This window comes from Acidovorax facilis (assembly GCF_023913775.1).
Lineage (GTDB): Bacteria > Pseudomonadota > Gammaproteobacteria > Burkholderiales > Burkholderiaceae_C > Acidovorax > Acidovorax facilis.
This window is the reverse complement of sequence record NZ_JAMXAX010000149.1, coordinates 1-13,234: the sequence shown is the minus strand read 5'-3', so window position 1 is coordinate 13,234 and position 13,234 is coordinate 1. Positions and strand designations below refer to the sequence as shown.

At 65.1% G+C, this 13,234-nt stretch carries 13 protein-coding genes; 9 read left to right on the top strand and 4 right to left on the bottom strand.

What is annotated here, in order from left to right; translation table 11 throughout:
* Window positions 1-181: 181 nt before the first annotated feature.
* Window positions 182-721 carry a hypothetical protein gene (locus tag NFX52_RS26225; protein WP_199731217.1) on the bottom strand — a complete coding sequence of 180 codons (540 nt, stop codon included), beginning with the start codon at window positions 719-721 and terminating at the stop codon, window positions 182-184.
* A 366-nt stretch (window positions 722-1,087) separates the two neighbouring features.
* On the opposite strand from NFX52_RS26225, the gene NFX52_RS26220 reads away from it, so the two are divergent.
* The 7 genes from NFX52_RS26220 (at window position 1,088) to NFX52_RS26190 (ending at window position 8,100) form a co-directional block, all read left to right on the top strand.
* A complete protein-coding gene (locus NFX52_RS26220) occupies window positions 1,088-2,098 on the top strand; it encodes a BMP family protein (RefSeq protein WP_252635883.1) in 1,011 nt (336 codons plus the stop codon).
* 139 nt (window positions 2,099-2,237) lie between these two features.
* Window positions 2,238-3,203 carry a 5'-methylthioadenosine/S-adenosylhomocysteine nucleosidase gene (locus NFX52_RS26215; RefSeq protein WP_055396739.1) on the top strand — a complete coding sequence of 322 codons (966 nt, stop codon included), beginning with the start codon at window positions 2,238-2,240 and terminating at the stop codon, window positions 3,201-3,203.
* Window positions 3,204-4,760 carry an ABC transporter ATP-binding protein gene (locus tag NFX52_RS26210; RefSeq protein WP_055396738.1) on the top strand — a complete coding sequence of 519 codons (1,557 nt, stop codon included), beginning with the start codon at window positions 3,204-3,206 and terminating at the stop codon, window positions 4,758-4,760. It begins immediately after the preceding gene.
* A gap of 19 nt (window positions 4,761-4,779) precedes the next feature.
* Window positions 4,780-5,841 carry an ABC transporter permease gene (locus NFX52_RS26205; protein WP_207402169.1) on the top strand — a complete coding sequence of 354 codons (1,062 nt, stop codon included), beginning with the start codon at window positions 4,780-4,782 and terminating at the stop codon, window positions 5,839-5,841.
* A gap of 114 nt (window positions 5,842-5,955) precedes the next feature.
* A complete protein-coding gene (locus NFX52_RS26200) occupies window positions 5,956-6,879 on the top strand; it encodes an ABC transporter permease (RefSeq protein ID WP_055396734.1) in 924 nt (307 codons plus the stop codon).
* The gene (locus tag NFX52_RS26195) at window positions 6,876-7,349 is read left to right on the top strand and encodes a hypothetical protein (RefSeq protein ID WP_055396732.1); all 474 of its coding nucleotides are present in this window, start codon (window positions 6,876-6,878) and stop codon (window positions 7,347-7,349) included. Before NFX52_RS26200 ends, NFX52_RS26195 begins: the two co-directional genes overlap by 4 nt.
* Window positions 7,350-7,362: 13 nt before the next feature.
* Complete coding sequence (locus tag NFX52_RS26190; RefSeq protein WP_055396730.1) at window positions 7,363-8,100, top strand: helix-turn-helix domain-containing protein; 738 nt, start codon at window positions 7,363-7,365, stop codon at window positions 8,098-8,100.
* A gap of 64 nt (window positions 8,101-8,164) precedes the next feature.
* Here NFX52_RS26190 and NFX52_RS26185 read toward each other — a convergent pair whose 3' ends face one another.
* Complete coding sequence (locus tag NFX52_RS26185) at window positions 8,165-8,557, bottom strand: VOC family protein (protein ID WP_055396728.1); 393 nt, start codon at window positions 8,555-8,557, stop codon at window positions 8,165-8,167.
* A gap of 129 nt (window positions 8,558-8,686) precedes the next feature.
* On the opposite strand from NFX52_RS26185, the gene NFX52_RS26180 reads away from it, so the two are divergent.
* Both NFX52_RS26180 and NFX52_RS26175 read left to right on the top strand, forming a co-directional pair.
* Complete coding sequence (locus NFX52_RS26180) at window positions 8,687-9,970, top strand: amidohydrolase family protein (protein WP_055396726.1); 1,284 nt, start codon at window positions 8,687-8,689, stop codon at window positions 9,968-9,970.
* Window positions 9,971-10,121: 151 nt separating this feature from the next.
* Window positions 10,122-10,910 carry a hypothetical protein gene (locus NFX52_RS26175; RefSeq protein WP_156358675.1) on the top strand — a complete coding sequence of 263 codons (789 nt, stop codon included), beginning with the start codon at window positions 10,122-10,124 and terminating at the stop codon, window positions 10,908-10,910.
* A 40-nt stretch (window positions 10,911-10,950) separates the two neighbouring features.
* Here NFX52_RS26175 and NFX52_RS26170 read toward each other — a convergent pair whose 3' ends face one another.
* The gene (locus tag NFX52_RS26170) at window positions 10,951-12,084 is read right to left on the bottom strand and encodes an ABC transporter permease (RefSeq protein ID WP_055396722.1); all 1,134 of its coding nucleotides are present in this window, start codon (window positions 12,082-12,084) and stop codon (window positions 10,951-10,953) included.
* A 1-nt stretch (window position 12,085) separates the two neighbouring features.
* On the bottom strand, window positions 12,086-13,234 hold a 1,149-nt coding region (locus NFX52_RS26165; RefSeq protein WP_252635882.1), incomplete at its 5' end, for an ABC transporter permease.

Sequence of the window (13,234 nt, the reverse complement as noted above, 5' to 3'; positions counted from 1 at the left end):
ACCTGCTCCACCACCGCCAATTTAAAGGCCAGCGTGTAGTCGCGCTGCGTGCGTTTGACACTCGATTCCATGACACATGCCCTTTTGAAAGGTCCACGTGTCAACGCTGGGTAGGACGGGTCACACCCGCAAAAAAAGCCCCGCAAATGCGGGGCTTTTTTGATACTGCAAGTACCGCAGTTCAGCAGATGGCTCCAGGGAGCTGCTGCATGCACTGGTGCGAGGTTGTGTTCGAACGGCCGGGCGCGGGTGCGTTTGCCTTTGCCGTAACCGAGCCAGCCGCTAGGCCTTTCACCACGGCATCCCCGGTCTGAAGCGAACGGTCGAACACCAGCGACTCGCCAAATACCAGCTCCACCCAGGTCGGGTAGGTGTAGGCTGTACCACGGTTATGGTCCACCACGGCGCCGATGACGCCGCCAAGGACGATATTCCCCGCCATCCCGCCATTGGGGCGGGATATCAAGCGTGCGTTGGCTGGCTGCTCTCCATTCTTCGTGCAGACGATCGTCATATCGCCCGCTGAACGGCGCAGTGCCTGCGTGCCGCCAGACTTGAAGCTTGTCGATCCATAGTCGTTCGTTGCCACACAGTCGGCGCCAGCTACCACCGCGCCACTCTTTTGCCTTGTATCCACGCGGACGCCGTGGGTGGTGTCGTTCGTTACCGAAGCACACCCGACCAACGTCATTGCGGTTGCCACTGCCATCAATGCTTTCACAAGAATCCCTCCCAAGTCATTTTGTAGTCACACACAAGCGCTTCGGGCGCATTCAGGGGAACCTCGCAAGGCCCCGTCTTCAGCGCCGCCCCCGGCATCCATCCAACGAATTCAAGGGACACCTGAAAACTCCCCGCGCCGTCTCGTACCAGCCAGCCGGTCCAGACGCCCTCATTCGAGCGCAGGATGGTAGTGCGAGAAATACGCTCGACAGCGATGGGCTTGCGAATTTCGGGGGCTACCGAAACACAATGTTTTAACGCTTGCATCTTGCAATCAAGATCCCGCCATGCCCTTTGTGTGCATACTTATTGCTTGGACCCGAGCGCACATCCCCTTTTGTTGCATTTCACAAGGACCCCAACCATGACCACTCGCCGCATCTTCACTGGCAGCCTGCTCTGCACCTCCATGGCCCTGTCCACAGCCCTGACGCTCGCACCATCACTGGCCACAGCGCAGTCCAAGCTCAAGGTCGCGGCGATCTACACGGTACCCTTCGAGCAGCAATGGGTGAGCCGCATCCACAAGGCCCTGAAGGCCGCAGAAGCACGTGGCGAGATCGAATATAAGGCCAGCGAAAACGTCAGCAACGCCGACTACGAGCGCGTGATGCGCGAATACGCCACCGGCGGAAACCAGCTCATCCTGGGCGAGGCCTTTGCGGTGGAAGCTGCTGCGCGCAAGGTGGCCAAGGACTTCCCCAAGACTTCCTTCCTGCTGGGCTCGTCGGGCAAGCCGCAGGCGCCCAACTTCAGCGTGTTCGACAACTACATCCAGGAGCCCGCGTACCTCAGCGGCATGGTCGCGGGCGGCATGACCAAGACGAACAAGATCGGCATGGTGGGTGGCTTCCCCATCCCCGAGGTCAACCGCCTGATGCACGCCTTCATGGCGGGCGCCAAAGAGACCAACCCCAAGGTCGAGTTCACCATCACCTTCATCAACAGCTGGTTTGACCCGCCCAAGGCCAAGGAAGCCACCTTTGCAATGATCGACAAAGGCGCCGACGTGCTCTACGCCGAGCGCTTTGGCGTGAGCGACGCGGCCAAGGAAAAAGGCAAGCTCGCCATCGGCAACGTGATCAACACCCAGGACAAGTACCCCGACACGGTGGTGGCATCGGCCATCTGGCACATGGAACCCAGCATCGACCGCGCGCTCAAGCTGGTCAAAGAGGGCAAGTTCACTGCCGAGGACTACGGTCCGTATTCGATGATGAAGCACAAGGGCTCTGAACTCGCGCCTCTGGGCACGTTCGAGAAGAAGGTGCCCGCCGACATCGTGGCCAAGGTCAAGGCGAAAGAGGCCGATATCCTGGCGGGCAAGTTCACTGTAAAGGTAGACGATAGTCAGCCGAAATCGACGGCCAAGTAAGCACTGAATGTGGCGGGCACCCACCCTGCCCGCCCCTGTTCCAGTCTGTGCACAGGCCACCCCAGCAAAGCGGTGGCCTGTTTGTTTTTTCGCGTTGACTGCGCGCACCGCTCTTTTTCTTTGACGAGGCACCACACCCATGCAATCCCTCCCCGCCACCAAGCCCTCCCTGATCTCCCGGTGCACACGCCTGCTGGGCGCCCTCACCCTCGCCGCCGTGGTGGCAGGCTGCGCCACCACCGCGCCCGGCAAGACGGCCGTGCGGCTGGACGACACGCCCCGCATCGCCGTCATCTCCGCCTTTGCGCCGGAGCTGACAGTGCTGCTGCCCCAGGTGCAGCAACCCGCCAAGCACAGCGTCAACGGCGTGGAGTTCACCACCGGCACGCTCGAAGGCAAACCCGTGGTGGTGTTCCTCTCGGGCATCAGCATGACCAATGCAGCCATGAACACCCAACTGGTGCTGGACCGCTTCAACGTGAGCCATGTGGTGTTCAGCGGCATTGCGGGCGGCGTGAACCCCAGCCTGCACATTGGCGACGTGACGGTGCCCGCGCAGTGGGGCCAGTACATGGAATGGCTGATGGCGCGCGAAGACAAGCCCGGCCAGTACAGCGCCCCCGCCTGGATGAAAAGCGAGCTGACGATGCCTGCCTTCGGCATGATGCACCCGCGCCCGGTCGAGGTTCGGTCTGCCGCTAAGCCCCAGCTCAGCAAGAAGTTCTGGTTCGAGGCTGACCCGAAGATGCTAGCCACCGCCCGCAGCTTGCAGAACGTGGGCCTGGAGCACTGCCTGGCCGCCACCTGCCTCAAGCAGCGCCCACAACTGGTGGTGGGCGGCAACGGCGTGTCGGGCCAGGCCTTTGTGGACAACAAGGCCTTCCGCGAATACGCATTCAAGACCTTCGAGGCCAACGTGCTCGACATGGAAACCGCCGCCACCGCCATGGTGGCGCACAGCAACGGCGTGCCCTACATCGCCTTCCGCTCGCTGAGCGATCTGGCGGGAGGTGGCGAGGGCGAGAACGAAATGGGCACCTTCATGGGCCTGGCGGCGGCCAATTCGGCCAAGGTACTGCGCGCGTTTCTGGCGGCCTGGAAGTAGATGGACTCCACCACAGCGCCCGTCCTGCGCTTGTCGGGCATCACCAAGCGCTTCGGCAAGCTCGTCGCCAACGACAGCATCAGCCTGACCCTCGCACGCGGCGAGGTACTGGCCCTGCTGGGCGAAAACGGCGCGGGCAAGTCCACGCTGATGTCCATCCTGTTCGGGCACTACGTGGCCGACGAAGGCAGCATCGAAGTCTTCGGCCAGCCCCTGCCCCCCGGCCAGCCGCGTGCGGCGCTGGCGGCGGGCATTGGCATGGTGCACCAGCACTTCACGCTGGCCGACAACCTCACCGTGCTGGACAACGTGCTGCTGGGCAGCGAGCCGCTGTGGCAGCCTTTCTCGCGCCGCAGCGAAGCGCGGGCCAAGCTGCTGGCCGTGTCGCAGCAATTTGGCCTTCCGGTCAGCCCCGATGCGAAGGTGGGCAGCCTCTCGGTGGGCGAGCGCCAGCGCGTCGAAATTTTGAAAGCGCTGTACCGTGGCGCCCGCATCCTCATCCTGGACGAACCCACCGCCGTGCTCACCCCACAGGAAAGCGAGGCACTGTTCGATACCCTGGCGCAGATGGTGGCCCAGGGCCTGTCCATCATCTTCATCAGCCACAAACTCGGCGAGGTGCTGCGCGTGTCGCACCGCGTGGCCGTGCTGCGCCAGGGCAAGCTGGTCGCCGAGGCGCCTGCGCAGGGCACCACCCAGGGGCAGCTCGCGCAATGGATGGTGGGCCATGCGATTGAGGCCGCAGAGCGCCGCCCGGCACAGAGCGTGGGCGAGCCCGTCTGCACCATGCACAACGTCGGCACAGCCCCCACTGTCCGCGACCGACTTCACAACGTGTCGCTCAGCCTGCGTGCCGGTGAAATCGTCGCCATCGCAGGCGTCAGCGGCAATGGCCAGGTGGCGCTGGCCGATGTGCTGTGTGGCGTGCGCGCGGCCAGCGCAGGTCAGATCACGCTGCGTGGTGCGCCGCTGCAGGCCCGGCCCGCGTGGGTGGTGAACCAAGGCGTCGCACGCATCCCCGAAGACCGCCACGCCGTGGGCGTGGTGGGCGACTTGCCCGTGTGGGAAAACACCGTGTCCGAACGCCTGCGCAGCCATTGGTTTGCGCACCCGTGGTTCAAGGCCTTCTGGGTCAAGCGCCGCGCAGCGCGCCAGCATGCGCAGCGCGTGGCCGAAACGTTTGATGTGCGCGGCGGCGGGCCGGATACGCCCGCGCGGTCGCTGTCGGGCGGCAACATGCAAAAGCTCATCCTGGGCCGGGCGCTGTTGCCGCCGCAGGATGACGCTGGCAACACAGCGCCCGCACCCCAACTCATCGTGGCACACCAGCCGACCTGGGGGCTGGACATTGGTGCAGTGATGTTTGTGCAGCAGCAGCTCATTGCAGCGCGCGATGCGGGCGCTGCGGTGCTGCTGATTTCAGATGACCTGGACGAAGTGCTGGCGCTGGGCGACCGCGTGGCGGTGATGCACGACGGGCACTTGAGCGAGGCCCGGCCCGCAGAAGACTGGACGCGCGAAGCCATCGGCCTTGCCATGGCCGGAGCGACCCACTGAGCGACAACAAGAAAAACCCATGAGACTCGAAAAACGCAACCACACCTCCCCCGCCGCCTACGTGCTGGCGCCGGTGGGCGCAGTGGCCTTCACCCTGCTCATCAGCGCCCTGTTGGTGCTATGGGCCGGGGCACCTGTAGGCAAGACCTACACGTTGCTGCTCCAAGGCGCATTCGGCTCGGTGTTCGCGCTGACGGAAACCCTCACCCGCGCCACCCCGCTGATCCTGACCGGGCTTGCGGCGGCCGTCGCCTTCCGCGCGCGGCTGTTCAATATTGGGGCCGAAGGGCAGCTCTACGCCGGGGCGCTGGCCGCCGTGGCGGTGGGCGGCATGCACGGCGGCACGGGGCTGGAGTGGTCGCCCTACGTGCTCTTTCCACTCATGATGTTGGCGGCAGCCCTCGCCGGGGCCGCGCTGCTGCTGGGCCCGGCGCTGATGAAGGCGCGGCTAGGGGTGGACGAGGTCGTCACCACGCTGCTGCTCAACTTCGTCATGCTGTTGCTGGTGTCGGCCCTGCTGGACGGGCCGATGAAAGACCCGCTCTCGATGGGCTGGCCGCAGAGCGTGGCGCTGCAGAGTGACTTGGAGTTGTCCAAGCTTGTGCCGCAGACGCGGCTGCACACCGGCCTGCTGTGGGCCGTGTCGCTGGCCGTGATGCTGTGGGCGCTGCTGGCGCGCACGGTGCCGGGGTTTGACATCCGCGCCGCCGGGGCCAATGCGCGGGCTGCGGCCTTTGCAGGCGTGCCCATCACCCGCACCGTGGTGCTGGTCGCCCTGCTCTCAGGCGGGCTGGCGGGGCTGGCGGGGGCTATCGAGGTGGCGGGCCGCACTGGGTATGTAACGCTCGACATGTCGCCCGGCTACGGCTACAGCGGCATTGTGATTGCCATGCTGGCGGGGCTGCACCCGCTGGGCGTGATTGCGGCGGGCACCTTTGTGGCGGGCGTGCTGGTGGGGGCCGACAGCATGAGCCGTGCGGTGGGCGTGCCGACCTACATTGCGGATGTGATCGTGGCAACCTCGCTGATCGCGGTGCTCGTGGCGGGGCTGCTCACGCAGTACCGCGTGCGCTGGAAGTGAGGGCGGCATGAACCTTCATTCACACCAGAATTTCAAGAAAAATGGGCCGTTACCGCGCGTCCATCATGCCTTTTTTGCTATCAAAAACAAAGCAAACCATGCCGGAGCAGCCGCATGACCGAACTGCTCGACATCCTCGCCAACCCTGCGTTCTGGATCGCCACACTGCGCGTGGCCACCCCGCTCATCCTGGGCACGCTGGGGGTTTTGCTGTGCGAACGCGCGGGTGTGCTCAACCTGGGCATTGAAGGGATCATGGTGGCCGGGGCCTTTACCGGCTGGCTCACGGTGTATGCAGGCCATGGGTTGTGGACCGGGGTGCTGGTGGCGGCGCTCACCGGCGCTGTCTTCGGGCTATTGCACGCCTGGCTGACCGTGGGGCTGGCGCTGTCGCAGCATGTGTCGGGGCTCGGCATCACGCTGCTGGCCACGGCGCTCAGTTACTACGGCTATCGCGTGAGCTTCCCCAAAGTGAACACACCACCCACCATCGAGCCGTTTGCGCCGATGGAGTGGCTGGGCATTCCCATCCTGTCTGCGCAGACGCCGCTCACGCTGCTGGCCCTACTGCTGGTGCCGCTGCTGGCCTGGGTGCTGCTGCGCACGCCACTGGGCCTGGCCGTGCGCATGGTGGGCGAGAACCCGCAGGCGGCCGAAGGCCAGGGCATCTCGGTGGCGGCTACACGCACGGGCGCCATCGTGGCGGGCTCGGCGTTGATGGGCGTGGCGGGGTCGTTTCTCACGCTGTCGGCCTTCAACGCGTTTTTCTTCAACATGATCAACGGGCGCGGCTGGATCTGCGTGGCGCTGGTGGTGTTTGCGTCCTGGCGGCCCGGCAAGGCGTTGCTGGGCGCCCTGCTGTTTGCCTTCTTCGATGCGCTGCAGCTGCGCCTCCAGCAGGCGGGCGATGCGTGGCTGCCTTACCAAGTGTATCTGATGCTGCCGTACCTGCTGTCGATCCTGGCACTGGTCCTGGTGGCGCGCAAAGCCGCATATCCGCAGGCGCTGATGAAGCCGTATCGCAAGGGAGAGCGGTGAAGCTTGTTCCACATACTTTTGCCCGTTGGCTGGCCCCGGCTCTGCTGGCCTGCGCGGGCCAGGCCCACGCACTGGGGATGGAGATGCCGTATGAATCCTTTGCCACTGCACCCGATGTGGACTGGATCAAGGTCTGTGGCCAGTGGCCCGCGCCCGAGCAGCCCGGAGAAAGCCGCGGCATGTATCGCATCGTGCACGCCACGCGCTACGCGCAGTCGTTCTTGTACCTGCAGTGGATCGTGCGCGACGGCACCGACAGTGCCATCGAGGTCCACTCCGAGAGCTTTGCGCAGATCAACAACGACCACGCCTCCCTCACGCTGAGCCAAATGAACTGCCAGGCCACGCGCCGAGGCATTCGTTTTACGGCCCGGGCGGAGTCGGGCCATGGAGACCGTACTTTCCGCATCACCATCGATGCAGGGCACAAGCCAGGCGATGTGCGTTTTCGCACTACTCAAAAGCGCTGAGCCCCTGCCGACCATGCCCGCCACGCCGCTTCATCACGTCGCACCACCCGTGTTGCCACCCACGGTGCTGGCGCGTTGGCAGTTCAACACCACCGACGCCAACCCCACCACGGTGTTGCCCGACGGCTGCAGCGACCTCATCTTGCATATCGACGCGCGCGGCCAGTCTGCCTGGCATATCTCTGCATTGGCCGATGCTGCAATGGTCGTGCCGGGGCGTGCGGGCGAACAATGGCTGGGCTTTCGCCTTGTACCGGGCACCCGCATTGACGCGTCAGCCTTGTTGAGGTCTGCACAAGCTATCTGGCAGCAAGCCCAGCACCGCGCAGGGCGGCCCTCCTTCAGCTTTGCCGGTGGTGGCACAACGGCGCCGGAAGCCTTGTTGCTGGAAGCCATCGACCAGCACACCCGCGCGGACCCGCGTGCGCAAGAAGCGCTCCGCTCGCTGGCGCATTGCCGCACCGTAGCCGCGGCGGCGCACAGCCTGGGAGTCTCAGAGCGCAGCCTGGAGCGCATGACCCAACGTACCACCGGCCAAACGCCCCGCTTCTGGCGCGCCCTGGCCCGCGTGCGCAGAGCAGCACAGGCCTTGGGCACTGTGCAACCGCTGGCCGAAATTGCGGCGGATCACGGCTATGCCGACCAGGCGCACTTCAGCCGCGATTGCCTGCGCTGGCTGGGGCAAACGCCTGCAGCCCTGCGCTGCACGCCACAACTGCTGGCCACTGTGGGGCAGGCGGGCTATGGCTGATCCTCATGTGAAATCCACGCCGTTGGTCCAGCAACACCGTCTACGCCTCCATGACCACGGCAGTTCAAACGGCTGGCGGCCCCACAGGCGTGCACAGCTCCACCAGCGCCCCGTTGATATCCGCCACATAGGCCACGATCTGGCCCCAGGGCATCTGCTCGGGCGCCTGCACCAGGCGCGCACCGGCATCCACCGCGCGCTGCACAGCGGCGGCCACGTCGGCCGTGGTGAACGCGATCTCGAAACTGGGCGCATCGGCCGACGCGCGCTGCGGGTTCTTGCCCAGCTCAGACATCAGCCGCAGCGACGAGAACGCCAGCGCGGTGGCGCCGGTGTCCAGTTCACCAAAATCCCCCGCCTCGTGCACGAAACGGCGGACAAAGCCGAAAGCAGCTTCGTAAAAAGCGATGGTTTTGGGAACGTCTTCGACGTAGAGAATGGTGTAGCCAAATTGCATGAGAGCTGCCTTTGTAAGAATGGATGCACTGAATCGTTGATGCTCAAAGCGAGACCCAGAGCTTAGGCACAGAGCCCGCTCACGTCTTGAAAAAACCCGACACCTAGCCTGACCCACAAGACCCACGCCATGCTCGACCTGCTCATCACCCACGCCACCCTGCCCGACGGCTGCCAGAACATGTCGATTGCCGTGCAGGACGGCCGCATCACCGAAGTGACTGAAGGCCTGCAAGCCCCCGCGCACGAAACAGTGGATGCGGGCGGCCTGCTCGTCAGCCCACCGTTTGTGGATGCGCATTTCCACATGGATTCGACCCTGAGCTACGGCCAACCGCGCGTGAACGAGAGTGGCACGCTGCTCGAAGGCATCGCGCTGTGGGGCGAGCTCAAGCCGACGCTGACGCACGAGGCCATCGTGGAGCGCGCCCTGCGCTATTGCGACATGGCCGTGGCGCGCGGACTGCTGGCTGTTCGCAGCCATGTGGACACCAGCCACGAAAGCCTGCTGCCGGTGCAGGCCCTGCTGGATGTAAAGCAGCGCGTGGCGCCCTACCTGGACTTGCAGCTAGTCGCCTTCCCGCAAGACGGCGTGCTGCGCGCGCCCGGCGGGCTCGACAACCTGAAACGCGCTCTGGATATGGGCGTGGACGTGGTGGGTGGAATTCCGCACTTCGAGCGCACCATGGCCCAAGGCGCCGAGAGCGTGAAGATCCTCTGCGAGCTGGCGGCCGGGCGCGGCAAGCGCGTGGACATGCACTGCGACGAATCCGACGACCCGCTGTCGCGCCATGTGGAAACCCTGGCGTTTGAAACCCAGCGCCTGGGCCTGCACGGCCGCGTGACGGGCTCGCACCTCACCTCCATGCACAGCATGGACAACTACTACGTGAGCAAGCTCATCCCCCTGATGGCCGAGGCCGATCTGGGCGTGGTGGCCAACCCGCTCATCAACATCACGCTGCAGGGCCGCCACGACACTTACCCCAAGCGCCGGGGCATGACCCGCGTGCCCGAGCTGATGGCTGCCGGTCTCACCGTCGCTTTCGGCCACGACTGCGTGCTGGACCCCTGGTACAGCGGCGGCAGCGGCGACATGCTGGAGGCCGCGCACATGGGCCTGCACGTGGGGCAGATGACCAGCCAGGCTGCGATGCGGCAGTGTTTTGATGCGGTGACGGTGAACCCGGCACGCCTGCTGGGCCTGGAGGGCTATGGCATTGCGCCCGGCTGCCACGCCGACTTCGTGTTGCTGCACGCGCGCAACCCGGTGGAGGCCATCCGCTTGCGCGCTGCGCGGCTGGGGGTATGGCGGCGGGGCCAGCGGGTAGCGAGCAGCCCAGCGCCGGTGGCACAGTTGCGCCTGCCAGGGCGGCCAAGCAGTATAAATTTCATTTCAACGGGCAGCTCTTGAGGTCTGTCACAGTTCACATGCCTCGACGACCGTTCGCCACGACCTTGGGTGACCCAGCGTGCCAGACGACTACCATCGGGACACTCCAGCGGGGAATGATCATCCCGTGCTGCACCACCTCCAGCGCCTTAACCCCTTGGTCGCTTTCGCCATGCATAAACAACTCCTCCTCTTCATTGCGGCGCTCACATTCAGCGCCACTGCGAGGGCGGAAGCAAGCCTTGCGGACCTGATTTTCATGATGCCCAAGCTCGTCTTGATGGGTATCTACAACGAGTTAGCCAGGCCCTGGCTGCTGGCGGGCCTGTGGGGTGCTGCCATACTGTTCTGGCTGGTGCGCGCAATCACCGGCCGAGATGCCGTCGGCGAACTGCTGGATACGTTCACCTACCCACGCAAGCCTTGGATCAATACCAGCAGCTACGGTGCCATGGCTTTGCTGGCAATGGCCACGCTGCTTTATGTGCTGGTGGGCTATGCCCTGTGGGGAGCCCCCCAACGCTATGGGGGGCCCAGCTTTCCGCAGCATTCAGCACAGCCATCGAAGGGGCCTGTCGTCAAGCACACCCTGCCCTACCCTTATGGTAAATCACCAGATAACCGGCGAGGCGAATGGCCCAAATCCAGTGGCCGCTTACTCGGCCAACCTTACCTGGCCGCTGGTGGGGACACCCTGATCACGCTAAACAATCCCGGCGATGAAGGACTATGGGTGCGCCTGTGCGCAGCGGACGCCAACCCCTGTTCCCCGCTGAGGCAGGCCTACTTGTCGCCCCGCGGAGGCTACACACTGGACCGCGTGGACGAAGGCAAATACCGCGTGATATTTACCCAGACCAGTGGCAAGAACCTGTCAGGAAGCACCCGCGCGTTCTCAGTCACCGGAGACCGAAGGGGCAGCTTCAATATGCCCCTGAAAGAATTCGACACCAAGCCCTGAAACTCTCGCCCGGTGTGGGACACAGGAAGCGCTGGTGCACTCATGCCATGCGCGCAATCGTCTTGCGAAACCGCGCCAGCGCCAGGCTGAACAGCACGGCCCCAATCCCCAGCAGCCACACCAGCGACGGCCACACCACCGCCCAGCCCGCGCCCCGATAGAGGATGGCCTGGGCCAGCTCGGTGAAATGCGTGGTGGGCGCCAGCGCCATGCCGTACTGCACCCACAGCGGCATGCTCTCGCGCGGGGTGACGCCGCCTGACAGCATCTGCAGCGGCATCATCACCAACACCATCAGCAGCCCAAACTGCGGCATGCTGCGCGCCACGGTGGCCATGAAGATGCCCATGGACGTGGTGGCAAAGAGGTGCAGCGTGGCGCCCAGCAGGAACAGCGGCACCGAGCCCTCGATGGGCACCCCAATCGCCCAGCGGATCACCGCCGTGAGCGACACCCAGGTAGCGACCAGCACCACCAGCGCCATGGCCCAGACCTTGGCCAGCATGATCTCGCCCGGCGTGACGGGCATCACCAGCAGATGCTCCACCGTGCCATGCTCGCGTTCGCGGATCAGCGCGGCGCCGGTGAGGATGATGGAGAGCATGGTCACGATGTTGATCAGCTCCATCAAAGACCCAAACCACGCAGGGTTGAGCGCCGGGTTGAAGCGTGCGCGCACCGTCAGTTCGATGGGCTGGGCCGCCACGGCGCGGTCGCGCTGCACAAACTCCGTCACCTCCAGCTGCACGATCTGCTGCACCGCCCCATTGGCCGTGAACGCCTGCCCCATGCGCGTGGCGTCGATGTTGAGCTGCACTTGCGGCACCCGGCCCGCCAGCACATCGCGCTGGAAATGGGCGGGGATGTGCAGCACCAGCGTGAAGTGGCCAGCGTCTAGCCCCGGGTCCACCTCGCGCATGCTGACCATGGCCGGGCGTGTGAACTGGGGCGCGTAGAACGCCGTGGCGATGCGCTTGGACAGCGCCGAGTCGTCCTCGTCCACGATGGCGATGGGCACGTGGTACAGCGTCTCGGGCTGCGCCATGCCGGCCGAGTACACCGCCAGCGTGGTGGTGTAGACGATGAGGAACAGCATGGCCGGGTCGCGCCACAGGCTCCACAGCTCCTTGATGCCCAAGCGAAAAATATTGGACCAGCGGCCACGCAGCGCCATATCAGGTCTCCTGCTTTCGTAACAGCAAGATCGCCGCGCCGATGATGACCGGCACCGCCACCAGCATGGGCCAGAACTCGGCCTGCAGGTCTTGCAGGGAGAGCGCCTTGTTGAACACGCCCCGGCTGATGGTGAACATGTGGCTGGCCGGGTAGGCCTCTCCAAACCAGCGCGCAAAGCCCGTCATGGACGACACGGGGTTGATGAGCCCTGCAAACTGCACGGCTGGGATGAGGGTGCCCACCATGGCAAAAAACATGGCCGCAATCTGGCTGCGCGTGACGGTGGAGGCCAAGAGGCCCATGCCCGTAGAGCACAGGCTGAACAGCACGGCGCCCAGCGTCAGCGTGGCAAAGCTGCCGGTGATGGGCACGCCAAACACCGTCACCGCCGCCAGGCACATCAGGCCAAAGTTGAACAGCGCCAGCAGCACATAGGGCAGCTGCTTGCCCAGCATGAATTCGGTGCGTGTGGTCGGCGTGACATACAGGTTGATGATGGAGCCCAGCTCCTTCTCGCGCACCACAGCCAGGGCGGTGAGCATGGCGGGCAGCATCAGCAACAGCAGCGGGATCACGGCAGGCACCATGGACGGCAAGCTGCGCACGTCGGGGTTGTAGCGGTAGCGCGGCTCCACCTCCAGCAGGCCCCGGGGCACCACGCCCGTGCGGCTGCGGCTTTGCTCCACCAGCCATTGCTGGTGCAGGCCCTGGGCGTAGCCGATGACGGTTTCGGCACGCTGCGGCATGGCGCCGTCCACCCAGGCGCCGATCTGCACCGGCTGGCCGCGCGCCACGTCGCGTGCAAAGCCAGGCGGTATCTCCAGCGCCAGCGATATCTCGGCGGAGCGCATGCGCGCGTCCAGCTCGGCGTAGGTGGCAATCGGCGGCTGCTCCGTGAAGTAGCGCGAGCCCGCCAGGTTCAGGGTGTAGGCCCGGCTCAGCGCGGTCTGGTCGCGGTCCAGCACGGCAAAACGCAGGTTCTCCACGTCCATGCTGATGCCGTAGCCCATCACAAACATCAAAATCAGCGAGCCCAGCAGTGCCATGGCGCCGCGCACGGGGTCGCGGCGCAGCTCCAGCGATTCGCGCCACTGGGTGCTGTGGATGCGGGCGAGGCTCTGGCGCAGGCGGGTGGGCCAGGTGGGTGG

Bases quoted from the DNA above. Each gene is read 5' to 3' on its own strand.
- NFX52_RS26170 (WP_055396722.1), bottom strand. From the start codon at position 12,084: ATGGCGCTGCGTGGCCGCTGGTCCAATATTTTTCGCTTGGGCATCAAG.
- NFX52_RS26220 (WP_252635883.1), top strand. From the start codon at position 1,088: ATGACCACTCGCCGCATCTTCACTGGCAGCCTGCTCTGCACCTCCATG.
- NFX52_RS26210 (WP_055396738.1), top strand. From the start codon at position 3,204: ATGGACTCCACCACAGCGCCCGTCCTGCGCTTGTCGGGCATCACCAAG.
- NFX52_RS26185 (WP_055396728.1), bottom strand. From the start codon at position 8,557: ATGCAATTTGGCTACACCATTCTCTACGTCGAAGACGTTCCCAAAACC.
- NFX52_RS26205 (WP_207402169.1), top strand. From the start codon at position 4,780: ATGAGACTCGAAAAACGCAACCACACCTCCCCCGCCGCCTACGTGCTG.
- NFX52_RS26200 (WP_055396734.1), top strand. From the start codon at position 5,956: ATGACCGAACTGCTCGACATCCTCGCCAACCCTGCGTTCTGGATCGCC.
- NFX52_RS26180 (WP_055396726.1), top strand. From the start codon at position 8,687: ATGCTCGACCTGCTCATCACCCACGCCACCCTGCCCGACGGCTGCCAG.
- NFX52_RS26190 (WP_055396730.1), top strand. From the start codon at position 7,363: ATGCCCGCCACGCCGCTTCATCACGTCGCACCACCCGTGTTGCCACCC.
- NFX52_RS26175 (WP_156358675.1), top strand. From the start codon at position 10,122: ATGCATAAACAACTCCTCCTCTTCATTGCGGCGCTCACATTCAGCGCC.
- NFX52_RS26215 (WP_055396739.1), top strand. From the start codon at position 2,238: ATGCAATCCCTCCCCGCCACCAAGCCCTCCCTGATCTCCCGGTGCACA.